This is a genomic window from Parvularcula lutaonensis, from assembly GCF_014651915.1.
Taxonomy (GTDB): Bacteria; Pseudomonadota; Alphaproteobacteria; order Caulobacterales; family Parvularculaceae; genus Parvularcula; species Parvularcula lutaonensis.
The window spans coordinates 889,061-913,396 of sequence record NZ_BMXU01000002.1 but is presented as its reverse complement, the minus strand read 5'-3'; the positions used below and the strand labels follow the sequence as shown (position 1 = coordinate 913,396).

At 63.7% G+C, this 24,336-nt stretch carries 27 protein-coding genes and 1 tRNA gene; 12 read left to right on the top strand and 16 right to left on the bottom strand.

Going from position 1 to position 24,336, the window contains the following annotated elements; all coding sequences use genetic code 11:
* Positions 1–3: 3 nt before the first annotated feature.
* From infA to IE053_RS14590, 8 genes are all read right to left on the bottom strand, one after another.
* The gene (gene infA, locus IE053_RS12830) at positions 4–222 is read right to left on the bottom strand and encodes a translation initiation factor IF-1 (protein ID WP_173199280.1); all 219 of its coding nucleotides are present in this window, start codon (positions 220–222) and stop codon (positions 4–6) included.
* 135 nt (positions 223–357) lie between these two features.
* A complete protein-coding gene (locus IE053_RS12825; protein WP_189576587.1) occupies positions 358–672 on the bottom strand; it encodes a UrcA family protein in 315 nt (104 codons plus the stop codon).
* Positions 673–991: 319 nt separating this feature from the next.
* The gene (locus IE053_RS12820; protein WP_189576585.1) at positions 992–1,396 is read right to left on the bottom strand and encodes an arsenate-mycothiol transferase ArsC; all 405 of its coding nucleotides are present in this window, start codon (positions 1,394–1,396) and stop codon (positions 992–994) included.
* Positions 1,396–1,884 carry a UPF0262 family protein gene (locus IE053_RS12815; RefSeq protein ID WP_189576583.1) on the bottom strand — a complete coding sequence of 163 codons (489 nt, stop codon included), beginning with the start codon at positions 1,882–1,884 and terminating at the stop codon, positions 1,396–1,398. Before IE053_RS12815 ends, IE053_RS12820 begins: the two co-directional genes overlap by 1 nt.
* 33 nt (positions 1,885–1,917) lie before the next feature.
* Positions 1,918–3,204, bottom strand: a complete 1,287-nt coding sequence (gene hisD, locus IE053_RS12810; RefSeq protein ID WP_189576581.1) for a histidinol dehydrogenase — start codon at positions 3,202–3,204, stop codon at positions 1,918–1,920.
* A gap of 1 nt (position 3,205) precedes the next feature.
* On the bottom strand, positions 3,206–3,646 hold the full coding sequence (locus IE053_RS12805) for a DUF2948 family protein (protein ID WP_189576579.1): 441 nt from the start codon (positions 3,644–3,646) through the stop codon (positions 3,206–3,208).
* Between the two features lie 3 nt (positions 3,647–3,649).
* Entirely contained in the window at positions 3,650–4,915 is a 1,266-nt protein-coding gene (gene murA / locus IE053_RS12800) for a UDP-N-acetylglucosamine 1-carboxyvinyltransferase (protein WP_189576577.1), read from the bottom strand.
* Between the two features lie 3 nt (positions 4,916–4,918).
* On the bottom strand, positions 4,919–5,050 hold the full coding sequence (locus IE053_RS14590) for a hypothetical protein (RefSeq protein ID WP_268249066.1): 132 nt from the start codon (positions 5,048–5,050) through the stop codon (positions 4,919–4,921).
* 141 nt (positions 5,051–5,191) lie between these two features.
* On the opposite strand from IE053_RS14590, the gene IE053_RS12795 reads away from it, so the two are divergent.
* A tRNA-Thr gene (locus tag IE053_RS12795) sits at positions 5,192–5,266 on the top strand.
* A 141-nt stretch (positions 5,267–5,407) separates the two neighbouring features.
* On the top strand, positions 5,408–5,797 hold the full coding sequence (locus IE053_RS12790; RefSeq protein WP_189576574.1) for a hypothetical protein: 390 nt from the start codon (positions 5,408–5,410) through the stop codon (positions 5,795–5,797).
* Positions 5,798–5,889: 92 nt separating this feature from the next.
* Here IE053_RS12790 and hisG read toward each other — a convergent pair whose 3' ends face one another.
* A complete protein-coding gene (hisG, locus tag IE053_RS12785; protein WP_189576572.1) occupies positions 5,890–6,798 on the bottom strand; it encodes an ATP phosphoribosyltransferase in 909 nt (302 codons plus the stop codon).
* A gap of 163 nt (positions 6,799–6,961) precedes the next feature.
* On the opposite strand from hisG, the gene IE053_RS12780 reads away from it, so the two are divergent.
* Positions 6,962–7,441 (top strand): DUF2147 domain-containing protein, encoded by a 480-nt coding sequence (locus IE053_RS12780; protein WP_189576570.1) that lies wholly within the window; start codon positions 6,962–6,964, stop codon positions 7,439–7,441.
* A gap of 12 nt (positions 7,442–7,453) precedes the next feature.
* Positions 7,454–8,392 (top strand): efflux RND transporter periplasmic adaptor subunit, encoded by a 939-nt coding sequence (locus IE053_RS12775; protein ID WP_189576568.1) that lies wholly within the window; start codon positions 7,454–7,456, stop codon positions 8,390–8,392.
* A 35-nt stretch (positions 8,393–8,427) separates the two neighbouring features.
* Here the strand turns inward: IE053_RS12775 and IE053_RS12770 are convergent, their stop codons facing one another.
* Positions 8,428–9,627 (bottom strand): acetyl-CoA C-acyltransferase, encoded by a 1,200-nt coding sequence (locus IE053_RS12770; protein WP_189576566.1) that lies wholly within the window; start codon positions 9,625–9,627, stop codon positions 8,428–8,430.
* Between the two features lie 126 nt (positions 9,628–9,753).
* Between IE053_RS12770 and IE053_RS12765 the strand changes: the two genes are divergently transcribed.
* Complete coding sequence (locus IE053_RS12765) at positions 9,754–10,422, top strand: M23 family metallopeptidase (protein ID WP_189576564.1); 669 nt, start codon at positions 9,754–9,756, stop codon at positions 10,420–10,422.
* Positions 10,423–10,437: 15 nt separating this feature from the next.
* Here the strand turns inward: IE053_RS12765 and IE053_RS12760 are convergent, their stop codons facing one another.
* On the bottom strand, positions 10,438–11,571 hold the full coding sequence (locus IE053_RS12760; protein ID WP_189576563.1) for an acyl-CoA dehydrogenase family protein: 1,134 nt from the start codon (positions 11,569–11,571) through the stop codon (positions 10,438–10,440).
* On the opposite strand from IE053_RS12760, the gene IE053_RS12755 reads away from it, so the two are divergent.
* On the top strand, positions 11,570–12,040 hold the full coding sequence (locus tag IE053_RS12755) for a GIY-YIG nuclease family protein (RefSeq protein WP_189576561.1): 471 nt from the start codon (positions 11,570–11,572) through the stop codon (positions 12,038–12,040). The genes IE053_RS12760 and IE053_RS12755 overlap by 2 nt on opposite strands.
* On the top strand, positions 12,037–13,230 hold the full coding sequence (locus IE053_RS12750) for a TIGR03862 family flavoprotein (RefSeq protein ID WP_229786217.1): 1,194 nt from the start codon (positions 12,037–12,039) through the stop codon (positions 13,228–13,230). The genes IE053_RS12755 and IE053_RS12750 overlap by 4 nt, the downstream gene beginning before the upstream one ends.
* Positions 13,231–13,254: 24 nt before the next feature.
* Here the strand turns inward: IE053_RS12750 and IE053_RS12745 are convergent, their stop codons facing one another.
* The 4 genes from IE053_RS12745 to IE053_RS12730 form a co-directional block, all read right to left on the bottom strand.
* On the bottom strand, positions 13,255–14,439 hold the full coding sequence (locus IE053_RS12745) for an acyl-CoA dehydrogenase family protein (protein ID WP_189576559.1): 1,185 nt from the start codon (positions 14,437–14,439) through the stop codon (positions 13,255–13,257).
* 92 nt (positions 14,440–14,531) lie between these two features.
* On the bottom strand, positions 14,532–15,050 hold the full coding sequence (locus tag IE053_RS12740) for a DUF1465 family protein (protein ID WP_189576557.1): 519 nt from the start codon (positions 15,048–15,050) through the stop codon (positions 14,532–14,534).
* A 121-nt stretch (positions 15,051–15,171) separates the two neighbouring features.
* Positions 15,172–16,149 carry a PstS family phosphate ABC transporter substrate-binding protein gene (locus IE053_RS12735; protein WP_189576555.1) on the bottom strand — a complete coding sequence of 326 codons (978 nt, stop codon included), beginning with the start codon at positions 16,147–16,149 and terminating at the stop codon, positions 15,172–15,174.
* A complete protein-coding gene (locus IE053_RS12730; RefSeq protein WP_189576553.1) occupies positions 16,146–17,987 on the bottom strand; it encodes an ATP-binding protein in 1,842 nt (613 codons plus the stop codon). The genes IE053_RS12735 and IE053_RS12730 overlap by 4 nt, the downstream gene beginning before the upstream one ends.
* A gap of 109 nt (positions 17,988–18,096) precedes the next feature.
* On the opposite strand from IE053_RS12730, the gene IE053_RS12725 reads away from it, so the two are divergent.
* The 5 genes from IE053_RS12725 (at position 18,097) to IE053_RS12705 (ending at position 22,823) form a co-directional block, all read left to right on the top strand.
* Positions 18,097–19,080 carry an NAD(P)H-quinone oxidoreductase gene (locus IE053_RS12725; protein WP_189576551.1) on the top strand — a complete coding sequence of 328 codons (984 nt, stop codon included), beginning with the start codon at positions 18,097–18,099 and terminating at the stop codon, positions 19,078–19,080.
* Positions 19,081–19,164: 84 nt separating this feature from the next.
* A complete protein-coding gene (locus IE053_RS12720) occupies positions 19,165–20,448 on the top strand; it encodes a peptidylprolyl isomerase (RefSeq protein ID WP_268249065.1) in 1,284 nt (427 codons plus the stop codon).
* Positions 20,448–21,512 carry a 4-hydroxythreonine-4-phosphate dehydrogenase PdxA gene (pdxA, locus tag IE053_RS12715; protein WP_189576547.1) on the top strand — a complete coding sequence of 355 codons (1,065 nt, stop codon included), beginning with the start codon at positions 20,448–20,450 and terminating at the stop codon, positions 21,510–21,512. Before IE053_RS12720 ends, pdxA begins: the two co-directional genes overlap by 1 nt.
* A complete protein-coding gene (rsmA, locus tag IE053_RS12710) occupies positions 21,499–22,323 on the top strand; it encodes a 16S rRNA (adenine(1518)-N(6)/adenine(1519)-N(6))-dimethyltransferase RsmA (protein ID WP_189576545.1) in 825 nt (274 codons plus the stop codon). Before pdxA ends, rsmA begins: the two co-directional genes overlap by 14 nt.
* A 320-nt stretch (positions 22,324–22,643) precedes the next feature.
* A complete protein-coding gene (locus IE053_RS12705; protein ID WP_189576543.1) occupies positions 22,644–22,823 on the top strand; it encodes a hypothetical protein in 180 nt (59 codons plus the stop codon).
* A 9-nt stretch (positions 22,824–22,832) separates the two neighbouring features.
* Here IE053_RS12705 and gatB read toward each other — a convergent pair whose 3' ends face one another.
* Positions 22,833–24,335, bottom strand: a complete 1,503-nt coding sequence (gene gatB, locus IE053_RS12700) for an Asp-tRNA(Asn)/Glu-tRNA(Gln) amidotransferase subunit GatB (protein ID WP_189576540.1) — start codon at positions 24,333–24,335, stop codon at positions 22,833–22,835.
* Position 24,336 lies beyond the last annotated feature (1 nt).

The following is a 24,336-nucleotide window of genomic DNA, read 5'->3' as shown; positions in this document are numbered from 1 at the left end:
GACCTATTTGAAGCGGTAAGTGATCCGGCCCTTGGTCAGATCGTAAGGGCTCATCTCCACGAGAACCTTGTCACCCGCGAGGACGCGGATGCGGTTCTTGCGCATCTTGCCCGCGGTGTGGGCGATGATTTCGTGGTCATTGTCGAGCTTCACGCGGAAGTTCGCGTTGGGGAGGAGTTCCTCCACCGTTCCCTGAAACTCGAGCAGTTCTTCCTTGGCCATTGGCACCCTTGGTCACTTTTGGAAGCGGACATGTGCGCTGTGCTGGGGCAGCGGTCAAGTCGCCTTGCGCTGACAGTCACGCAAAGAAAAGGGCAGTCAGAAAGACTGCCCTTTCGTCGGTCGCTCTGTCCCTGCTCAGTCGATCCAGGCGACCTGCACACCTTCGCTGGCGGCGTTCTGCGCAATCTGGTCCTGCACGGCGGCGACGACAGCCGCCGTGCAGCCTTCAAGAGCGCGCCTGTCGGAACCGATGTAGTTGTCTTCGCAATACTCGCGGGCCGCGATCCACAAGCGCTTTTCAAAAGCCTCTGCGGCATCGGCGCTGGCGAGTTCTTCGAGAACGACGTCGATCGCGAACGTATCGAGTTCCTCGGCCTGTGCAGGCGCTGCCATGAAGCCGATAGCGGCGAGGGCCGCGGCGGCGGGAATAAAGGTTTTGAATTTCAACATTATAAGACTCCGACAAAGTGGGCGGTTGGCCCTGGAAAAGCTGCGATGACACCCCCTTGGTTGCTTCGCGTCATTGAGCTGTCATTCATGTGTCATATCATTGTCACGTAACTGACGCAAAACTTTTGCGTTGCTGACATGAAAAATTTCCGTGAACGCCGAAATATCGCACAAGCCGTTGTTTTCTCTCGAACAGAGCGATGATTGGGCATGCGAAGAAGGAGCCTTCGAGGCTCCGGACAGGTGAGAATTCCTGCGAACACCCGTCATGCGGGTGCAGATATGCAACAGTAGGAGGCTGGTTGCGGCCGCGACGGGCCTAGTCGAGGAAACGGGCCCGAATTTTCTGCGCGAGATCATCGCGCAGGCGGGCATAGGCCATGCGGAGGTCGAACTCGCTGCCACGGGTGTCCGTGGGATTCTCGACCTCCCAGAACTCGACCTTCGGGTGGACCTTCCGCGCTTCTGACGCCGCTTCATGGGTCAGGGCGATGACCACGTCGTACTTGTTGGTGTCGCACTCGCCGAATTCGCGCGGCTCGGTCGCGTTGGGCTGGTAGCCCTCTTCGCGCAGCGCGTCCTGCACGAAAGGATCGATTGCGCCCTTGTAGACACCGCAGCTTCCGACCTTGAAGTCCGGACCCAAGACCTTCCGCGCGACGGCTTCAGCCATGGGTGAGCGGACCGAGTTCATGTTGCAGGCAAAAAGAACAGAGCGTTCCATTACGCGGTCCCCCTGCCCATGCGCATGGCGAGGGAACAGATGAGTGTAAAGATGCGGCGCGCGGTTTCGAAGTTGGTTTCGATCTTTCCGTCGAGGCGCTCGATCAGCGTTTCCGTGCCTTCATTGTGGACAGCGCGGCGGGCCATATCGATCGTCTCGAGCTTTTCGGGCTGGGCAGCCCGGATGGCGTCGTAATAGTTCTCGCAGAGAAGGAAGTAGTCCTTGATCGTCCGGCGCAGGGGCGCAAGCGACAGGTGATGGGCGACCAGCTCCTCGCCGTTCGCATCTCGTATGTCGAAGATCAGCCTGCCGTCACGCTCGGACAGATGGAGGGCGTAAGGCCCGTCCCGCGTGGCGCCGGCCGGGGCGAAGACGTTGTCCTGCAACAGGTCGTGCATCGCCACCTTGCGCTCATGGTCGATGTCGCCGGCGGCCTGGCCCAGCGATTTCTCGTCGAGGACGACCTTGCTGAGGTGCTTGTTCTTCATGCCGTCCCCGAACTGCTCGAAGGATGATCTAGTCTATTCTTCCAAACGGAAAGTCACCGAAGCCGCGTGGCTCGGCAAGCCCTCGATCTCAGCAAGGGTCGCCGCAACAGGGCCGATCTCACGGAATGCCTTCTCCGGGCATCCGGTGACCGACATGCGCTTGACGAAATCGAGGACCGAAAGACCCGAGCTGAAACGGGCCGCACGGCTGGTCGGCAGCACGTGGCTCGGCCCGCCGACATAGTCGCCGATGGCTTCGGGCGTGTGGCGTCCGAGAAAGACAGCACCCGCATGGTCGATCAGCGGCAGCAGCGCTTCGGGATCGCGCACGCAAAGCTCAAGGTGCTCGGGCGCGATGATGTTCGAGACACGGGCCGCGTCGGCGAGGTCCTCGCACATGATGATGGCGCCCTGCTCCCGCCAGGCGGTTTCGGCGATCTCGCGCCGCGGGTGCTCCGCGAGCTGATCCTCGACGGCCTTGGCCACGGCACTGGCGAGGACTTCGCTACAGCACAGGAGGATCGACTGGCTGAGCTTGTCGTGCTCGGTCTGGCTGAGGAGGTCGGCGGCGATGTGGCTGGCTTCGATGCCGCCCTCGGCGATGACCGTGATCTCGGAGGGGCCTGCGATCGAGTCGATGCCGACATGGCCGAAGACCTGCCTTTTGGCTTCGGCGACATAGGCATTGCCGGGACCGACGATCTTGTCGACCGGTTTGATCGTCTCCGTGCCATAGGCCAGCGCGGCAACGGCCTGCGCGCCGCCGATCTTGTAGATCTCCGTCACCCCAGCCCGCTTTGCCGCGGCGAGGACGAGGGGGTTGAGCTTGCCCTCACGGGCGGGTGTCACGATGACGATGCGCTTGACGCCCGCGACCTTCGCAGGGATTGCATTCATCAGCACACTGCTGGGATAGGCAGCGGTGCCGCCGGGGACGTAAAGGCCGACCGCGTCGAGAGGCGTCCAGCGCCAACCCAGGGTCACGCCAAGGTCATCTATCCAGCGCCGATCTTCGGGACGCTGCCGGTCGTGGTAAGCCTCGATCCGGCGCGCGGCGATTTCGAGGGCGTCGAGCGCTTCTTTCGAGCACGCCGCGATGGCCTGCTCGACCTCCTGCTCGGTGACAGCGAGGCCACAGGAGAGATCAGTCCGGTCTAACTTCCGGGTCAGCTCGACGAGCTTGGCGTCGCCGCCCCCGCGAACATCGGCGATAATGTTCCGCACGCTGTCAGAAATTCCCGCAACGGCTGCCTCGTCCCGCTGCAACAGCGCGCGGAGCTTCGCTTCGAATCCCTCTTCGGTGGTATCGAGGCGACGCATGTCAGGCTGTCTCGTGTTTGGGGCGCCGCGCGGCGCGCCAGGGCGGCGAGACATCCTTCACGTTGACATTGATGGCTTCGACGTCGAGCGCGATCGTGCCGCCGCCCGCAAGGTTGAGGGTGATGGTACCGCCATTCTCGTCGCCGTCATAATCTGTACACAGAATGTCTATGAAGGCCTCCTTCGCCTCCATCCGCACACCGCGGGCCTTCACCGCTGTCACGTCATCGAAATGCACGCCGGTGCGCACGCGCAGGCCGGGGCTCAGGAAGCCCGGCTTCTTCTCCCACACATAGCGGTTGGCCATGAAGACGAAGCGGCGCTCGTCAGGCAGGTACGCAGTATCGCCAAGCTTCACGATTGCGTCCTGGAGAAGCGCGGAAACCGCCTTGAGGTCTTCCGCATCCGCAGCCATCAGGGCCAGGGGCTTGTACGCTGCCATTGTTCAGTCCTCGTCCTTCACACGCTCGATCAGAGCGCCGACGCCTCGGAGCTTGTCATCGAGCCGTTCGAAGCCGCGGTCCAGATGGTAGACGCGGCTGATCATCGTCTGGCCTTCCGCGCAAAGGGCGGCAATGACGAGGCTCATCGACGCACGCAGGTCTGTCGCCATCACTGGTGCGCCTTTCAGCTTCGGCACGCCGTGCACGGTGGCGGTCCGTCCGTTCACGTGGATATCCGCACCGAGGCGCGCAAGCTCGGGCACATGCATGAAGCGGTTCTCGAAGATGGTTTCGGTGATCTCTGCCGTACCCGAACCCTTGGCCATCAGCGCCATGAACTGCGCCTGCAGGTCGGTGGCGAATCCGGGATAGGGCTCCGTGATCACCGATTGCGAGACGGTCGGCGTGCCCCAGCGGGAAACCCGCAGTCCGCGCGGGTCATCCTCGAGCTTGAGGCCGCATTCTTCGAGGACTTTGGCCGCCGAGCCGAGAAGGTCGCGGCGGCCGCGTTCGAGCAACAGCTCTCCGCCGACGGCGCCGACAGCCATGGCGTAGCTGCCCATCTCGATCCGGTCCGCAAGAACCTCATGAGTCGCGCCTGATAGGCGGTCGACGCCATGGATGGTGATGGTATCGGTGCCGTCGCCTTCGATCTTGGCACCCATGGCCCGCAGGCAATCGGCAAGATCGACGATCTCGGGTTCACGGGCGGCGTTCCTGAGGATGGTCGTGCCCTTGGCGAGAGTTGCGGCCATCATCACATGCTCGGTGGCGCCGACAGAAACGAACGGAAACGCGATCTCCGCGCCCTTGAGGCCACCTTTGGCACCAGCGAGGACATAGCCCTCCTCGAGCTCGATCTCCGCGCCCATCTTGCGGAAGGCGTCGAGATGGAGGTCCACCGGTCGCGCGCCGATCGCGCAGCCACCGGGCAGCGAGACCTTCGCCTCCCCTTCCCGCGCCAGGATCGGCCCGAGGACGTTGAAGCTCGCCCGCATCTTCCGGACGATTTCATAGGGCGCGACGGTCGAGGTGATCGCCCCGGCGTCGAGGGTCAGGCGATGGCCGTCCCGCTCGGCCTTCACGCCGTGGTTCTCGAGCAGCACGAGAAGCTGGCGCACGTCGGCGAGATCCGGGACCTCATCGAGGACGAGCGTCTCGTCGGTCAGGAGGCAGGCCGCCATGACCTTGAGGGCGGAATTCTTGGCTCCGGCGATCTTGAGATCACCATACAGCTCACGGCCGCCGATGATGGCGAGTTTGTCCAAGGGTCAGTCCTTCTTCGCTTTGCGGCGGCGGAGATTGTCGCGCAGGGCCTGGGCGAGCTTTTCCTCGCGGGTCAGGTCCTTGGATTCCTTTTTCCTGGCGCCGGGTTTCGGGCGCTCCTCCGGGGTCTCAGCCATCGCCGGGAGATGCCACGGGCGGGAACGGTTCTCAAGGCGTCTGGGATGTCCTGTCCGACAGGCCGCAGGCGAGAGGTTTTCCACAGCCCTTTTCACCCGTTGACGTCAGCGAAATCCCCGTTCATTACGCGGGCCTTCGATGCTGCTGTAGCTCAGAGGTAGAGCACTCCCTTGGTAAGGGAGAGGTCGAGAGTTCAATTCTCTCCAGCAGCACCATTTCCTTTATCTCACGCGCCGCAGGCGCTCCGATGGGGCGGCGAAGTTTCGCCGGGCCGCGCTTGCGGCCTTGGGCGCTTCGATCTGAGATTGAGGATGAGGGCTCTGGCCAAGCTTGCATGGTGGTGAGAGGATTAGCGGATGTTCCTCGTTCCCATCCTTGTCGGCGTCGTGTCGGCCGTTGTTCTTCTGTTGGCTGCCTCGACCGTCGGGATGCATCGCGACCGGGGTTTTTATGCGGCGTTGCTGATCGCGATTGCCTTTTTCTATCCGGTTTTCTCAGCGGAGCGGTTGGCGTTTGACGAGGCTGCGCTGCACGGCGCCGTGGGGGCGTTGTTCCTCATGGCAGCTCTCTATGGCTATCGGTCAGGGAGCGGAGCGATCCTTTTCGCCGCTTTCACGGCCCACGCGGTGTTCGATTCGGTGGGTTTCGTGATGGATTTCCATGCGCCGATGTTCTGGGCCGAGCTGTGCATCGGCTTCGACATCGTCCTCGCTGTCGCCGCGCGGACCTTCCTTCGCAGGAGCTGAAGCGCAACGCGGCCCCCAAGCGCCTGACCGGTCGCCGGGCGGTCAGCCCGCCCCGCCGGAGCACCCACCGCGCGTGAGGCAGGCGAACCTTTTCACGCCAGCATCTTGTCGATGTCGAGGACCAGGATCGCGCTGGCGCCGAGGCGTTTGAGCTCTTCGAGGACTTCCCAGACGACTTCTTCGCGGCAGACAGTGTGCACCGCCACCATGTCCGGGCGGCCAGCGAGTTCGAGGATCGTCGGATTGTCCGCTGATGGCAGGACGGCCGAGATCTTCTCGATGGCCGAGCGCGGCGCGTTCATCATCACGTATTTGGCGTCACGGCTGCGCTGCACGCCTTCGATGCGCAGCTTGAGGGCCTCGGCGATCTTCGCCTTTTCCTCGCTGAGCTTGCCGCCGATGAGGAGGGCTTCGGAATTGAGGATCGTTTCGGCCACTGCGAGGCCATTGGCGTCGAGGGTACCACCCGTGCTGACGATATCGCAGACGGCATCCGCCACGCCCAAGCGCGGGGCGATCTCGTGGGCGCCGTTCATGACGACGCTTTCGGCACCCTCGACGCCGTTGTCCGCGAGCCATTTGTCTGTCAGCGCAGGATAGCTGGTAGCGATCCGCATGCCGTCGAGGTCACGCGGGCCGGAGTAATTCTTCTCTTTGGGCAGGGCGATGCAGAGGCGGCAGCGCGAAAAGCCGAGCTTCTGGACCATCGGCACCCGGTCCTGCAGGCGGCCGCCTGCCCGCTCTTCCTCGAAGACATTACCGCCGACGATGCCAAGATCGCTGGCACCGCTGGCCACGAGAGCGGGAATGTCGTCGTCCCGCACGAGGAGGATGTCGATCGGCAGCTCCTGCACGCGAGCATAGAGGCGGTTCTTCGACTGGCTGAGGGTGAGGCCGCAGCGCTTGAGGAGGTCGAAGGTATCGTCCGCGAGACGCCCCTTTTTCTGGACCGCCAGCCGCAGATGTCCTGATGCGTCAAAGCCTTTGGTCACGGGTGTCATTCTCGTCCTCGCGGTTTCCTGGCGCGCGGTTAGCGCCTTCACTCCACGAGGGCCAGTGCCGGATTGGTTCGAACCTGTTGCACCAAATTGCCGCAGTTTTCACTTGTCCATGCCATCCTCGCTTGGAACACTGAACCTGTCAGGACACCGAGCGGGGCGGGCCATGTTGGCTTCTGGATGCATTGCGGCGGCACTCCTCCTCTCAGGGGGCGCGGCCACGACGGCGAGCTCCCTCGATGTTGACGGCCTCTGGTACACCCCGGACAGGAACTCGATCATCGAAATCCGCGACTGCGGTGACGGAACGCCCTGCGGTGTGGTGGCTTGGGTCGATCCCGGGCATGGCGGGATGACTTGGGACGAGAACAATCCCAATGAGCATCTGCGCGGCCGGCACATGGTGGGCGTGACGCTTCTCCATGGGTTCGAACGCCGGGACGACGTCTGGCGGTCGGGCGCCATCTACAATCCCAAGGACGGGCGGACATACCGCGCGAAAATCCAACGCCTTTCGGATGATGCGCTCGCTGTTTCCGGTTGCTTAGGACCAGTCTGCAAAAAGCTGGTCTGGGAGCGCGCCGAGGGCGGTGCCGAAAAGCTCCCCGAGGCCGGCTCCACGACGGCGGAGGTGGCCTCGCTCTGAAGGAGGCCTTCTATGTCCATGACTGCGGAGCGGCTGGCTGGCCGAGGCGGTGTTTCCATGCGCCAGGTCCTGATCGGCCTCGCCCCGGTGACGGTGCTGTGCCTCATTCTCCTTTTCAATTCGGAGATCCTGATCTCCGAGCCTGAGCGCGGACCTGCGCCGGAGTATTATCCTTCTGTCTCCATCGTCTTCGTCTCGACAACGAGTGAGGAGCGGGATGTCACGGTCGAAGGGATCGTCGATGCCGAGCGCCGGGTCGCCCTGCGCGCCGATACGGAGAGCAAAGTCCTCGCCGTGGGCGTCAATCCCGGCGATCGGGTGTCCCGCGGACAGAAGCTTTGCCTGCTCGAAGACACGTCGACCGGCGAGCAGAAGGTGCTGTTCAATTCGATCGACGGCGTCGTTTCCTCCGTCAACGGAGCGAAAGGAACTGTCCTGGGCAAGGGCAGCCCCTGCGTGACGATCATTGATGACAGCACGCTCGTGGCCATGTCGGCCCTGCCGCCGCGCCATGCCGATATCATCGCCGCGGGCGACACGGCCCGCGTCATGGTCGGCGGGGTCGAAACGCCCAGCGCCGTGCGGATCGTCTATCCCGAAGAAAGCCCGAGGGACCTGACCAACCGGACCTTCGAGGTCGCCCTGCCCGAAAACACGGACAAGCGGGTCGGTGATGAGGCGGACATCAAGATCACCACGGAACAGGTGATGCCGACCCTCATCCCCTTCCGTGCACTGATGCTTCATCCGAGCAAGGGCATGATCGCGCGGGTTGTCGACGGCTCCGGTCCCGCGGGCGAGCTGAAGACCGTGCCGGTCACGCTGGTCGCTGCGGCGAGCGGCGGCTTCTATGTCGAGGGCCTGCCCACCGAAGCGCGGCTCGTCGTGCGGGGCTCGGAATCGATGCCAGTCGAGGACGGCGAGACGGTCCGGATCCGGCGGGTGGAATAGAGCCGCCTCCCCGATGGGAAGCGGCCCCCGTTGTCTCAGAGAACTTCGAAAATGCCCGCGGCACCCTGGCCGCCGCCGACGCACATCGTGCAGCAGACATATTTGGCACCGAGGCGCTTGCCGGCGATCAAGGCGTGCATGACCATTCGTGCACCGGACATGCCATAGGGGTGGCCGATGGAGATCGCGCCGCCATCGACGTTCAGGCGGTCCATCGGGATGCCTAGCTCGTCCGCACACGCCAGAACCTGGCTGGCGAACGCTTCGTTAAGCTCCCACAGGCCGATGTCATCCATCTTGAGGCCCGCACGCTCGAGCGCTTTCGGCACGGCATAGATCGGGCCGATGCCCATCTCCGCCGGGTCCGTGCCTGCGACGGTCATGCCGACATAGCGGCCGAGGGGCTGGAGGCCCGCTTTCTCGGCGGCCTTTGCTTCCATCATGGTGACCGCGGCTGCGCCGTCGGAAAGCTGTGAAGCATTGCCGGCGGTGATGTACTTGCCTTCCTTCACGCGCTGGCCGTTGGCGAAGACTGGCTTCAGGCCCTGGAGCCCTTCAAGCGTCGTCTGCGGACGGTTGCCCTCGTCCTTTTCGAGGGTGACTTCGACCTGGCTGACCTCACCGGTTGCCTTGTCCTTTTTCTCCATCGTGGCCGTCATCGGGACGATTTCGTCCGCATAGTGACCGGCCTGTTGCGCTTCATGGGTGCGCATCTGGGACTGGTAGGCGTACTCGTCCTGCCGCTCGCGGGAGATGTTCCACTTCTCCGCCACGATCTCCGCGGTCTCGATCATGGCCATGTAGGTGGCCGGGATCTCTTTCACGAGCCACTGGTTCGGGAAGATGATCTGTGCATCGGGCGTCTGGTTCATCGAAATCGACTCGACGCCGCCAGCGACCACCGTGTCCATGTTGTCGACAATGATCTGCTTGGCCGCCGTGGCGATGGCCATCATGCCCGAGCCGCACTGGCGGTCCAGCGTCATGCCCGGCACGTCGAAGCTGAGCCCGGCCCGGAGGGCTGCCTGCCGTCCTAGGTTCATGCCGCCGGTGCGGAGCTGCAGCGCCTCGCCCATGACGCAGTCGTCGATTTTGTCCGTAGGCACCCCTGCCCGCTCGACCGCGTGCTTGATCGCGTGCCCTGCGAGCTCGACCGCGCCGGTGATGTTGAAGGCGCCTCGATACGCCTTGCCGATCGGGGTCCGGGCGGCGCTGACGATGACAGCATCTCTCATGGGATTTCCTCCATTTTCAAAGTTGCCGCCGTTGAAGCAGTCCCTTGCCCCAACGTCCACAAAGCGATGCTTCTGGTTAGCGGGCGGGAAAGCCTGTTGTTCTATTATCGCAGTGAGGAAATTCACTTGCTGGGCAGAGCCATGACCGTCATTCGCAGCACCCTTCTGATCGGCCTCGTCGCCCTGGCCGGGTGCATCTCAAAGCCTGACGACACCTATATCCTGCCGGTCAAAGGCACGGCGGACAGCCAGGCCCTGGGCGAGGGCCTGCTGCTTTCGTCGGAGAAGCCGCTCAAGGTCGTCGCAGCACGCGGTGGCCAGGTGATCGAGGTTTCCGGCAAGCGCGGCGAGGATCGGACGGTGATCGTCGACCATGGCGGCGGCGTGCACACGACCTATTCCAACCTGTCCAAAGTGTCAGTCGCCCGTGGGGCGTGGGTTAAGGCCGGACGCAAGATCGGCAAGGTCTCCAAAGGCGAGAACGACCTTGCGACCTTCGGCTTCGAGATGAGCCTGGCAGGGACGCAGATCGATCCGCTGATGGTCATCAACGCCCCGGATCTCGAGCTGAAAGAGAAGCCGCCTGTGAAGGTGCGCTTTGAGGACGAGGCTGAGCCGAAGAAGCAAGCCTCCGACCCGGCCTATCCTCCGGGCTATGACAAATACGGCCCGATCCCTGGCTATAAAGGTCCGGGCACGGATCTCGTCTCTTCTGGGCCCCAGGAGAAGAGCGCCGAGGGCAAGTATCCTCCGGGCCATGACAAGTACGGCCCGATCCCTGGCTGGAAGCCCTGATTTGCCCTCGCGCCTTCAGTAGCCCATCACCTCTGCCAGCCGCGTCATGTGAAAGTCGTGATCGCCGAAGAGCTCGTTGGCCACGCGGACGCGCTTCATGAAGAAGCCGACGTCGTACTCGTCAGTCATGCCAATGCCGCCGTGGAGCTGGACCGCTTCGTTGGTGGCGAGGCGGGCCACCTGCCCGATCTTGGCCTTGGCGAGGCTGACCGAGGCGCCGGCGGCGTCGAGATTGTTGTCCAGCTCGTCGAGCGCCTGATGTGCGACGGCCTTCGCCATCTCAAGCTCCGTATAGAGATGAGCCATGCGGTGCTGGAGCGCCTGGAAACGACCGATCTCGGTGCCGAACTGCTTGCGCTGCTTGAGGTAGTCGAGGGTCATGTCGAAGGCGGCTTCGGAGTTGCCAACCATTTCTGATGCGAGCCCTGCGCGCCCGACATTGAAGATTGTCTCGAGGCCCGCGAGGCCCTGGTCGACCTGACCGAGGACTGCGTCGCCATCGACCTCGACACCGTCGAGCCTGATCCGGGCAAATCCTCGGGCGTCGATCGTCTTCATGCGCTCTTTCTCGGCCTTCGATGCGTCGACGAGGAAGAGGGTGATGCCCTCCTTGTCGTTATCCGACCCCGCAGTCCGCGCCGCGACGATGAGCTGGTCCGCAGCAAAGCCCTCGGCGACGAAGGTCTTCTCGCCAGAAAGCTTGAAGCCGTTGCCAGAGCGCTCGGCGCGCATGGAGATGTGGTGCGGCTTGTGCTTTTTCGCCTCGTCCGACGCGATGGCGAAGACGGTCTCGCCAGCCGCGATCTTCGGCAGGTGGGCCGCTTTCTGGTCATCGCTGCCGAGCTTGTTCAGCGCCGTGGCGGCCATCATCGAGGTCGCGATATAGGGGCTGGCGGCCAGGGTCCGGCCGAGCTCCTGCGCCACGAGGCCTGCACCGACATAGCCAAATCCGGTCCCGCCATGCTCCTCGGGCACCAGAATGCCTGCAAGGCCAAGTTCCGCCATCTCTTCCCAGAGGGCCTTGTGAAAGCCGGTCTCGATATCCTCGTCACGCAGGCGGCGCAGTTCGGAAATCGGAGACTTCTCTTGGGCGAACCCGCGGGCGGTCTCCTGCAGCATCTGCTGCTCGTCATTCAGGACCAGGGCCATGGCATTTCCTCATCGGTTTATCGTTGGCAGCACATTGCCCCAGCGCGCTACGCGATGGAACCCGCGGGTTGCGCACACGGGCGGCTTCGGCTCTTTCGTCGCCATGCAGAAGCGGCGCCGCAATTACCTCCGGGTCGAAAGGCCCCTCGCCGACCGGGCCGTGAAGGTCGATCCGGGCGTGCGGCCCTGGATGGTCTACGTTCTGACCGAGTCCGGGCGAAAGCGGTTCTCGATCTCGATGGCCAAGGATGTGGATGCGCGCGTCTTCAGGCACCGCGAGCTGATCGATCCCGCGCTGAAGGCGCGGACGCCGCTCCTTGTCCATACCGAACCCTTCGCTGACAGGCACACGGCGATCGCCCGGATGAAGCGGCTACGGCTCTGGTCGGTGCGGGAGCTCTGTAAGCTGATCGAAGAGAAGAACCCGGACTGGCGGGACCTGTCCGGGCCGGTCGAGGAGGCGTCGTGAGCAAGCCCTTCATCGCAATCGTGGGCGCGGGGCCCGCGGGCCTCATGGCTGCCGAGGCCGCCGATGCGCGCGGCGCGAAGGTGGCGGTCTATGACCAGATGCCCTCCCCTGCGCGGAAGTTCCTGATGGCCGGGAAGAGCGGTCTTAACATCACCCATACGGAGGAGCCGCAGCACTTCCTCGAGCGCTACCGCGATGCGCGGATTGCGGACATCGTGCGGGATTTCGGCGGAGCGGACGCCGTGCGCGGATGGATGACGGGTCTCGGGATCGCGGAGACTGTCGGCTCCACGGGCCGGGTCTTCCCGAAGATGATGAAGGCGTCGCCCCTCCTTCGCGCGTGGCTGGCGCGGCTCGAAGGTGAAGGCGTCGAGATCTGGCGGAAGCATCGCCTGACCGGATGGAATGGCGCGAAGGCGCTGACCTTCGAGACCCCTGACGGGGTGGAAACAGTCGAAGCCGATGCCGTGATCTTCGCTGCGGGAGGCGGGAGCTGGCGCAGGTTGGGCAGCGATGGCGCGTGGGCGGAGATCTTTGCTTCTGCGGGTATCGAGGTCGCTCCGTTCCGGCCATCGAATGTCGGCCTCCTCGTGCCGTGGTCGGAGCATATGCTAGAGCGCTTCGAGGGCGCGCCAGTGAAGAATGTCCGCATCACCGCGCCAAATGGCGAGGAGAGCCGGGGCGAGTTCGTCATCACAAAGAGGGGAATCGAGAGCGGCGGGATCTATCCGGTCTCTCGGGCTGTCGATGAGGCTGGGGGTGATGTCAGCCTGCTGATCGACCTGGTACCCGATCGGAACGCCCAGGAGATCGCGGAGAGGCTGTCGCGGCAGAACCCGAAGCAGTCCCTGTCGAACCGCCTGCGCAAGGCGGTGAAGATCGCCGGGGTCAAGGCGGCGCTGTTCCGCGAGGGCGTGCCGCGGGAGGTGCTGACGGATGACGCGGCCATCGCCGCCGCGCTGAAAGCCGTGCCTCTGTCTGTGAGCGGAACGGTCCCGCTGGACGAGGCGATTTCCACCCGCGGCGGCGTGCCATGGGAGGCCCTGAACCCGCACCTGATGCTGAAAGATGCGCCCGGCGTCTATTGCGCAGGCGAGATGATCGATTGGGACGCGCCGACCGGCGGCTACCTCCTCACGGCGTGCCTCGCAACGGGTTGGCTGGCCGGGGAGGGTGCTGCTGCGCAGTAGCCCCTCCCCAGCGATGGTAGAGGGTTAGCTCGGCAGTTCAAGGATCCGCTTGGCAATGATGTTGAGCTGTATCTCGCTGGTGCCGCCTTCGATCGAGTTGGCCCGTGTACGGAGCCAGCTCCGCGCGCGGTCGCCGTCCTTGTTGCGGTCGGTCTCCCATTCGAGCTCGTCCGAGCCGCCAATATCCATCATCAGCTCGTAGCGGCGCTTGTTGAGCTCCGTGCCGTAATATTTGAGAGCCGACGACATAGCGCCGAGGGAATCCCCCGCCTCGGCCCGGTCCTTGATCGACTTCATCAGCGTGAGGAACGCCCAGCCGTCGAGGTCTGCCTGCGCGGCCCGTGCACGGAGCATATCGTCCTCGATGGCGCCGTTCTCGTCGGTGCCCAGTTCCTGCGCGGCGATCTGACCGATGAAGCGGGTCGCGCCACCGCCGAACATTCCTGAGATCATCTCGCGCTCATGGGTCAGCAGGTATGTCGCCACGCGCCAGCCCTCGCCGATCTCGCCGACGACCTCGAGGCCGGTCTTCGGCACTTTCACGTCGTCGAGGAAAGTCTCGCAGAACGGCGAGCGACCCGAGATCAGCTTGATCGGCTTGGTCGAGACGCCTTCGCTCTCCATCGAGAAGAGCATGAAAGTGATGCCCTGGTGCTTAGGCCCGGAATTGTCCGTCCGCGTCAGGCAGAATATCCAGTCGGCCTGGTCGGCATAGGAGGTCCAGACCTTCTGGCCATTGACGAGCCAGTGGTCGCCCTTGTCCTCGGCCTTGGTCTTCAGCGATGCGAGGTCGGATCCTGATCCGGGTTCGGAATAACCCTGGCACCAGCGGATTTCGCCGCGGGCGATAGGCGGCAGGAACTTCGCCTTTTGCTCATGGGTGCCGAACTTCAGGAGGGCCGGGCCGAGCATCGAGATGCCGAAATTCTCGTGCGGAGGGAACGCCTTGATGCGTTTCATCTCCTCACGGAGGATCTCGTTCTCTTCCTTGGTGAGGCCGCCGCCGCCATATTCCTTGGGCCAGGTCGGGACGGTCCAGCCCTTCTCCGCCATGCGCTCGAGCCAGACCTTCTGGTCTTCGGACTTGAAGACCCACTTCTTGCCGCCCCAGCAGGCGTCATCGGCGGTGTAGTCGCCGCGCATCGACTGCGGGCAGTTCTCTTCCAGCCACGCGCGCGTTTCCTGCCGGAATGTCTCGAGGTCGGTCATGGGGTGTCTCCTCGCCAGAGTTTTCTCGTTGCGAGGAGTCTAAGCACGATCCTTGGCCGCTGGCCATGCGGCGGCAGGCGGCACTTGTCCGCCTACAGGTTGAAGGCCGAGCGGAGCGCCGCGAGCTGGCCAGCCGCGTCGTTGTCGAGGTCGCGCGCCTCTTCGGGAGCGAAGATCTCGCGGTCGAGGCGCGTGATCCTTCCAAAGAGCGTGTCGGTATCCTCGACCAGGGCGATCATCCGCTCGGGCAGCCCTGCGGTCAGGCCGCGCGACAGCGCGCCTCCTTCGGGCGCGCCGATGCGGTACTTCTCCTGCCGGGCTTCGTCCTCGTGCATCTCGCCATCACGCACGGCGCGGAGGACGAGGAGCCACGAGGCGATCTGCATCAGCCGGGTGGTGAGGCGCATCGACATCCCTGCATAGGCGAGTGCGGCTTCGCGCGGCAGCGTCCGGGCCTGGTGCTTGCCGTCCTCGTCGAGGTAAAGCGCGGTCTCTTCGACCAGTTCCATGCCACTGGCGAAGAGGTTGTTGAACAGTTTGGAGGTGACGAACGGCCGGATGCCGCCCTGCCCGTCGCCACTCTGAATCGCATGCAGTCGTTCGCTGTTCACACCTGACCCCTTAACCCTAGCCATCTCATCACGGTGCTCCGGCCCGGCCTCGTCAGGGGCCAGTGTGGAGCGATGCTGCGTCAGGAGCAACATCTGCGCCAAAGGTTTGGGCGCCTAGTTTTCAGGGTGTGGTGTAGACGCGTCGACCGTTGCGGATCACCGGCCCGTCGGCCTGCTGATCCGACCGGGCGCCTGCGGTGTAGACCTTAACGCCGCCGGGAACGCCTTGGGGTGAAAGCGCACGGACAAGGCGCTGGACCGAGGGGTCTTCGAGTGCCTCGGCATCCGCGTAGAGAAAGAGCGGGTGGGACAGCGGGTAGGCGCTGGAACGGATCGTGCCCCTCGATGGGACGACGCCTTCCAGGCTCAATGCTCGCAGGCCGTGAGACCGCTCGAAACCGGGGAAGCCCAACACGCCGACAGCGTCGCGCACGCCCCGGAGAGCCGCAGCGACGGCATCCTCGTTCTGTCCGGCGTCCAGCCAAGCTTCATCCCGGCGGGGCATGATGGCACGCTCGAACGCAGCGGGGTCTCGACGCTCCAATTCCGCGAGGCAATCGATTTGGCGGGCGCCCTCCGCAAGGGCCCGGTCGACGAAAATCTGGCGGGCGCCTGAGCCGGTCGGTGGGCCGAAAATCCTGATCGGGCGGTCCGGCAGGTTCGGATTGACGTCCTGCCAACTCTCATTGGGGTTCGGGACGAGGATACAATTGTCGTCCTCCGGCACATAAGCCGCCGAGGCGAGGAAGAGATCGCGGAGGTCAAGGGAAAGGCCGCGCCCACGGCGGGACTGCGCGAGCACGATAGCGCTGAGGCCGACATCGATTTCCGCCAGGGTGCGCCTGCCGAATGCGGCGCAGCGCTCCATCTGCAAAGTGGAAAGCCGTCGGCTCGTGCCGATCACCGGCGAAGTCTGGTAGTGACACAGCGTGTCGAACACCTGGTCGGTCGCCGCCATGCTGAAGGCTTCTTCGAGCGTGCGGGATGTGGGCCGGGTGCGTTCTTCTACCGCCATTGAAGCCTGCGGCGCCTGACCAGTGGCGGCAGCCGTGGCCGCGAAAATCAAGGCAAGAGGCAGGGTCAGGGCGGAAAGCATCATCCGGCGTCCCGGGCGGTTGCGTCTTCTGGGATCGTAGCGCTGAGATATTGCGAGAAGATATCCGCCACCCTTTTCTTGCGAACCGGCTTGTGAATGACAGCCTGGAATCCTTCTTCGATCAGCCCGTGGACGTCCTCGGGCGCAATATGGGCTGTCACAGCGACAATCGGGGTGTGCCGGTTTGGCCCCTCCCCTGCACGGATGGCCCTGGTCGCGGCGATACCGTCCATGACGGGCATGGCGATGTCCATCAGGATCAGGTCGAACGCCTCTTCCGAGGCGGCTCGTACGGCCTCGCGGCCATTCGTGGCCATCACCCCGCGTGCGCCAAGCATCTTCATCATCGCATCGACGACGAGGCGATTGGGTGTGTTGTCGTCCACCACGAGGACCAGCGGGTTGGCTTCGCGGCACCATGAAGCTCCGTGGACGGTATCGCCGACATTGAGTGGCAGGCGAACATCGAACCGGGTTCCCTTGCCGAGTTCGGTATGCAGGGCGATCTCGCCGCCCATGAGCTCTGTCAGCGTCTTGGTCAGCGAAAGCCCAAGACCGATCCCGCCGGCGACGGCGCTCTTGTGCTCTGGTTGTGAGGAGTAGCGGGTGAACACGGAGGATCTCCGCGCCTTGCTGATACCGATACCTGTATCTTCGATCACCAGAACGATGGACGTTTCGTTCTCGATGCGGGCGCTGAAGGCGACGTGACCCTGCTTGGTGAACCGGACAGCATTGTCGAGAAGGTTAAGGCAGACCTGACGCAGGCGGTTGGCATCCCCACGAGTGACGAGATCGTCGGGCACGTCGATCTCGACTTTGAAATCGAGCCCCTTGCGCGCGACATTCGGCGCGGGAATCTCCACCACGCCCTTCAGGTGTTCAGCAAGGTGGACCGGCTCGTCGGCCAGTTCCAGCTCGCCCTCGTCCAGCCTGTGGGTGTCGAGCATGGTATTCAGGGTGCTGAGGAGGTGGTCGGACGCGTTGGCGACTTCGGAAAGCAGCACATCGGTGCCGTCCTTTTCTTCGCGCAGGACGTCGCTCAGGCCGATGATGGCGTTGAGCGGCGTCTTCAACTCATGGCTCGCCGAACGCAGGAACTCGGCGCGCGCCCGGTTGGCCCGCTCGGCTTTTTCAGCGGCTGCTATGGCGTCGTTGCGGGCATCTACCATTTGGTTCAGCGCCATCGCCAGGCGCGAAACCATCGGTGCAAAGACCTTATTCGACAGCACGACCAGGATCGCGATGGCCAGGCCCCAGGTGGAAAGACCTGCATAGGATGCGACCCTGATGGCGCGACGTGCCTCCGCCTCGAGGACTTCAACCACCAGCGCATGGGTCTGCATGATCGTGCTGCTGCCTGACATGCGGATGTTGAGGATCAGTTCCCGCCGGTTCGTGTCCTCATCCAGCGCATCCCTCGCCAAACGGCACGCGCTTTGGGCGAACGCCTCGACCTGGGAGGCGAATGTCGGGGACCCGCTCGCATAGATTGGCGCAACGGCAGGGACATAGCGCGCAAAATGCCGTTCCGGGTCTGCGCCCGTCAGGAGCGCATGGTTGCGCTCCATTCGTTCGGCCGCGTCGAGGAGTTCCGCGCAGAGGAAAGGATCAGTGCACGCACTGGCCTCGGGATCGAGATTCGCGGCCAGGAAGGCGATCCGCTGGGACAACGTCGCCTGCTCGGCGGCAAGCGCGATGAACTCTGCGCGTTCCCGCTCCGCGGTGATCATCCTGAACTGGAGGAACGAAGCAGCGGTGACGACCAGTGCGACGGCGCACACGGCGGCACGGTATCGCCATGCGATACTGCGCCTCCAACTGTCTCCCTCGTGCCCCATCCCCTGCCTTTCGGCGGCCTGCCCTGCCGCGGCCCTCGCTTATGGGATGAAAAGCTTGCAAGACCTGTAAGTCAGAGGTGAGAATCCGATTCATCCAAAGGAGAAGCTATTGTCCCCGCACGCCTTTTTCGTTGGCAATGACGGTCGGCTCGAATGGCGGGACGCCGGTCCCCTGACTCCGGCAGCCTGCGAGGTTCTCATCGCTGTCGAAGCGGCAGGGGTGAACCGGCCGGACCTTCTCCAGCGCGCCGGCCTCTACCCTCCCCCCGAGGGAGCTTCCCAGGCGCTGGGGCTGGAGGTTGCCGGCATCGTCGAGGCGATCGGCGAGCAGGTCACGCGGTTCGCTCCCGGCGACCGTGTCATGGCTCTTGTTCCCGGAGGCGGCTATGCCAGCCACTGCCTGGCCGATGAAGGCACCGTGATGGCCATGCCCGACGCCTTCACCTTCGTCGAAGCCGCGGCGTTCCCGGAAACGGCTTTCACCGTGTGGACCAACGCTTTCGAGGCCGGTCGGCTGGCGAAGGGCGAGCGGCTCTTCGTCCACGGCGCCACGTCGGGCATCGGGACCATGGCTGCGTCGATCGCCACGGCGCATGGGATCGAGGTCTTCGGCACCGCCGGCTCCACCGGGAAGGTCGCTGCCGGAGAGCGGGCGGGCTTCACCAAGGTCTGGAACTACAAGGAAGAGGACTGGTCGACGGCGATGTCGGCGCTCGGAGGCTGCGATGTCGTTCTCGACATGGTGGGCGGTGACTATGTGCCGAGGAACCTTGCCATGCTGAAGGCTGGCGGCAGACATGTGTCGATCGCATTCCTCGGCGGGATCGAAGCGAAGGTAGGCATCATGGACATCATGCGGCGCCAGCTCACGCTCACCGGCTCGACCCTGCGGGCGCGCTCGAAAGAGGAGAAGGCGAGGCTGCGTGCCGTTGTCGAAGGAGCGCTCTTCCCTCTCATCGAGATCGGCAAGATCAAGCCGCTCGTGACCCTCGAACTGCCGATGCGCGAAGCTGACCGGGCCCATCAGGCGATGCAATCGGGCGAGCTTGTCGGCAAGGCGGTCCTCGTTAAGGATGAAAGCTTGCAGCCCTAACCCCTTTTCACCGGGTTCTGCCTTTCCGTGAGGGCGCGGAAGCTCTAAACGGTGCTCGCATTACATCAGGTTTGGCGGGGTTCTATGCGCGTGTTGCGAACGCTTTTTCTGGCTGGTTTGACGGCATTGCTGTCCCTCACGGGCGCGATGGCGCAAAGGCCGATTGGCGACGCGGTGGCCGCGACCGTCAATGACCACCCGATCTCCACCTTCGACGTGCAGCAGCGTGTCCGTCTGATGCTCGTGACTTCCGGTGGCCAGATGCCGCCGGGCGCCGAGCGCCAGTTCCAGGAACAGGCCCTGCGGGACCTCATCGAGGAAGAACTGAAGCGTCAGGAAGCTGCCCGCTTCGAAGTCGAGATTCCCGACTCCGAGATCGATCAGGAGCTCGCCCAGATCGCGGCCCAGAACGGTGGCTCGATCGAAACGCTGGCGCGGGAGCTGGCGGCTGCGGGCATCGCCATCGAGAAGCTGCGCGAGAAAATCCGCGCTGATAACGCTTGGCAGACCCTCGTGCGGGGTCGGTTCCGGAACCGCGTCAGCATCACCGACGGTGAGATTGACGACATGCTGGAAGAGATGCGGGCGGAGGCGCAGCAGGAACAGTTCCTGCTCTCCGAAATCTGCCTCCCTGTCGAGAACGAGCAGCAGCGCGACCGGATCTACAATGTCGGTATGCAGATGCTTGCGCAGATGCAGCAAGGTGTCCCGTTCCAGGCCCTTGCCCAGCAGTTTTCGGTCTGCCCGTCTGCCGCACGCGGTGGTGACCTCGGCTGGATGCGCGCGGCCGAACTCGACGAAGGTATGGGCGACGTGGTCCGCCAGCTGTCCGAAGGCAATGTCTCCACCCCGCTCGAAGCGGAGGACGGCGACATGCTCAAGCTGATCGCCCTGCGCGGGAAGCGTGAAGCAGCGGAGAAAGGCGATCCGTCCTACGAGCTCGCCTATGCCTCCGCTCCGCGCAACCTCTACACCCGTGAGGAGGCCGAGAAACGCCTCAGCCGCCTGCCCCTCACCAATGCGTGCAATGCAGACGGTCTGAGCACGGATCTTGGTGAAGGTGTTGGCGTCGAGCTGTTCCCGATGATCCCGATCGATCAGATCCGCGAGCCGTTCCAGAACGCGATCCTCGACCTTCGCCGCGGCGACCTGTCGGAGCTGCTCGAAGGGCCGCGTTACTACCACATGGTCTATGTTTGCGAGATGGACGAGGGGCTGGGCCTGCCCCGCCGCCGCGTCATCGAGAACCGCCTTGCCGCGCAGCAGTTCGAACTGCTCTCGCGCCGCTACCTGCGTGACGTCGAGCGCGACAGCGACGTGCAGATCCGTCTGTTCGAGGACAAAAACACCGAGCAGCAGGACTCCTGATGGTTGGCGGAAGCCCGCTTCCTCTCGCAGTCAGCATGGGGGAGCCCGCCGGCATTGGGACCGAGGTGCTTCTCAAGTGCTACCAGGCCTTGCGCAAGCCTGCCGCAGGCGGACGGATCCCTTTCTTCCTGATTGACGATCCTGCGCGCGTGGCAAGGATCACCCGCGAAGCGCATCTCGATTTCCACGTCGCGAGCATCGAGCGTCCGGCCGACACGGCGGAGGCCTTTGCAGAGGCCCTGCCCGTCCTGCCCCTCTCAGGCATCGACCCTGCGCCGCTCATGGCCGTCGAGGCTGGCAAGCCGAGCCCCGCCACCGCCGATGCCGTGACCGGGTCGATCAGGCGGGCGGTCGAACTCGCTCTCGCCGGAGAAGCCGGAGGCGTCGTGACACTTCCCATCCAGAAATCGGCCCTGCAAGACGCCAACTTTCCCTATCCCGGACATACGGAGTATCTGGGGGCGCTGACGAAAGGCGCGCCGTGGCCGGAGGGAGAGCCTCGCGGACCGGTGATGATGCTGGCTGCCGGCGACTTCCGCACCGTGCCGGTCACGGTCCACGTGCCGCTTCGCAGCGTTGCGGAGCAGCTCGGCACGGACACGATCATCCGTATCGCGCGGGTGACTGCGAACAGCCTCCGCCACGATTTCGGTGTCGCGCATCCGCGGATCGCTGTGGCCGGCCTCAACCCCCATGCGGGCGAGGATGGCCATCTGGGCACGGAAGACAGGGATGTGATCGGGCCGGCTATCGCCGCCCTGCGCGACGCTGGAATCGACGCCCACGGGCCCCATCCCGCAGACACGATGTTTCACGAGGAGGCGCGCCAGCACTACGATGCCGCCCTTGCCATGTACCATGACCAGGCCCTGATCCCGATCAAGACCGTAGCCTTTCACCAGGCGGTCAACGTCACCATCGGCCTGCCGATCGTCCGTACAAGCCCGGATCACGGGACGGGCCTCGCAATTGCGGGCAAGGGCGTCGCGCGTCCTGACAGCACGCTGAACGCCATCCTGATGGCCAGCCGCATGGCCGAAAGCCGCCGCCGTGTCCTCGCTTGAAACCCTGCCCGCCCTTCGCGACGTGATCGCTGAACACGGCCTTGCCGCAAAGAAGGGGCTGGGCCAGCACTTCCTCCTCGATCTCAACCTGACCCGGAAAATCGCGGGGTTCTGCGAGGCCGAAGAGGACGACACGATCCTCGAGATCGGCCCCGGCCCCGGCGGGCTGACCCGTGCGCTTCTCGAAACCGGCGCCCGCGTCGTCGCGATCGAACGCGACCGCAGGATCGTCCCGGTTCTCGAAGCACTCAATGACGCGACCGGTCGGCTGAGCTATGTCGAGGACGACGCGTTGCAGAGCGATGAGGCGGCGCTCGTGCCCGAAGGCGCAATCATCGCTTCGAACCTTCCCTACAATATCTCGACCGAACTCCTGGTGAAATGGCTGATTGCCGAACCGCGCTTTTGGCGGCGCATGGTGCTGATGTTCCAGAAAGAGGTCGGTGACCGCATCCTGGCGGAGCCGGGGAGCAAGACCTATGGGCGCCTCTCGGTGATTGCGCAGGCGGCCAGCCGTCCAAGGCTGGGCTTCCACCTCCCGGCCCGGGCCTTCACCCCGCCGCCGAAAGTCGACAGCTCGGTCCTCGTCTTCGAGAATGAGGGCCGCCCGGAGCACCTTCGGGAGCTGGAGCGGGTGACCCAGGCCGCTTTCTCCCAAAGGCGAAAGATGCTGCGGCAAAGCCTGAAGCCTGTATTTGGCGCAAAGCTGACGCCGGTTCTCGACGATTTGGGTATCCCGGAGACGGCGCGTGCCGAAACGGTGTCAGTCCCGAACTATGCACGGCTTGCGGCCCGCCTCGCCAGAGCGTGAGCCGAGTCGAAGTAACTGTTTCATCTTCATGCCGGATTTGTGTTATCCGCCTTGGCCACGAAGTGCCATTGCGGTGCTAGGCCGGATGGATGACCGGACGAATCCCACGCGATTTCCTCAGTGAGAGGCGCCAGACGGCGAAGGACCTTGAAGAAGTCCAAGCCAAAGCGCGGAAAGTTCTCGACCGCACCCAACGCGCTTTGGAAAGAACCCGGAACCTCCTCCGCGAGCAGCAGTCAGGTTGACCGCCGATCACGTTCTCTCAAGCGCATTTGGTAAGATAGAGACACCACCCGAAGCCCGCACTATATCCTATGTTAATGCAGGATATCGATCGCTCATATCAACGCCGAAAAGCCGTCTCCGCGGAGCGTGAAAAGCTCCGGCGGGAAACGGCTGCCCTTGTCGAGGAAACCAAGAAGACCCTCGCCAACACCAAAAGGTTGATCGAGAGCCTGCGCAAAGGCGAGGAAACGATCGGCGTCGAAGAAGAGGAGTGACCCGGCGCCTTATTCGACGCCGAGTTTTTTCTTGAGGATCTCGTTGACCGCCTGCGGGTTGGCCTTGCCGCCGGTCTCCTTCATCACCTGCCCTACGAACCAGCCGAGAGCTTTCGGCTTGTCCTTCACCTTGGCGACCTGTTCGGGGTTGGCGGCGATGATCTTGTCGGCGGCAGCCTCGAGGGCACCCGTGTCCGTCACCTGCTTGAGGCCGCGCTCCTCCACAATGTCCTTGGGATCCTTGCCTGCGTCCTCGTCCAGCATCAGTTCGAAGATCTGCTTGGCGATCTTGCCGGAGATCGTCTTGTCCTGGATCAGGTCAATCAGACTGCCGAGCTGTTCCGCCGAGATCGGGCTGTCGGTGATCTCCCGGCCTTCCTTGTTCAGGAGGCCGAAGAGTTCCGTCGTGACCCAGGACGAAGCAAGCTTGCCGTCACGGCCCTTGGCAACTTTCTCGAAGTAATCTGCCTTGTCCTTGTCAGCGACGAGCACAGCAGCATCATAGCCGGACAGTCCGTACTCCTCCATGAAGCGGTGCTTTTTGGCATCGGGAAGCTCGGGAAGACGCGCGCGGATCTCCTCGACGAATTCCTCTGAGAAGGTCAGCGGCAGCAGGTCCGGATCGGGGAAGTAGCGATAGTCATGCGCGTCTTCTTTCGAGCGCATCGTCCGGGTTTCGCCGGTCTTGACGTTGAAGAGCCGGGTCTCCTGGTCGATCTCGCCACCGCTCTCGAGGACCTGGATCTGGCGACGCGCTTCGTAATCGACGACCTGGCGGACGAAGCGGATCGAGTTGATGTTCTTCGTTTCCGTCCGTGTACCAAGGTAGGAGAAGTCACCGGTTTCCCGGAATTTCTCGTAATTCCCCGCACGGCAGACCGAAACGTTGACGTCGGCCCGCATCGAGCCTTGGTCCATGTTGCCGTCGCAGGTCCCGAGATAACGCAGGATGGTCCGCAGCTTGGAGAAGTAGGCCGCTGCCTCCTCCGCCGAGCGTAGTTCCGGCTTGGAGACGATCTCCATCAGCGCCACCCCGGAACGGTTGAGGTCGACATAGCTTTCTTTCGGCGAAAGGTCATGGATCGACTTGCCGGCGTCCTGCTCGAGGTGGAGCCGCTCGATGCCGACCTTGATCGTGCGGTCGGCGTCGAGCTCGACCTCGATCTCCCCTTCTCCGACGATCGGATCCTTGTATTGCGAGATCTGGTACCCCTGCGGAAGGTCCGGGTAGAAATAGTTCTTCCGGTCAAACCGAGACCAGGTGTTGACCTTGGCGTTGAGGCCAAGGCCGGTCTTGATCGCCTGCTCGACGCAGTACTTGTTGAGGACGGGCAACATGCCCGGCATGGCGGCATCAACGAGACTGACATTCTCGTTTGGCCCTGCACCATAGGCCGCGGAAGCTCCCGAGAAGAGCTTCGTTACCGAAAGGACCTGAGCATGGACTTCGAGGCCGACGACGACTTCCCAGTCGCCGGTTTCGCCGCGGAGAAGGTTTCTGTTCTCAGACATC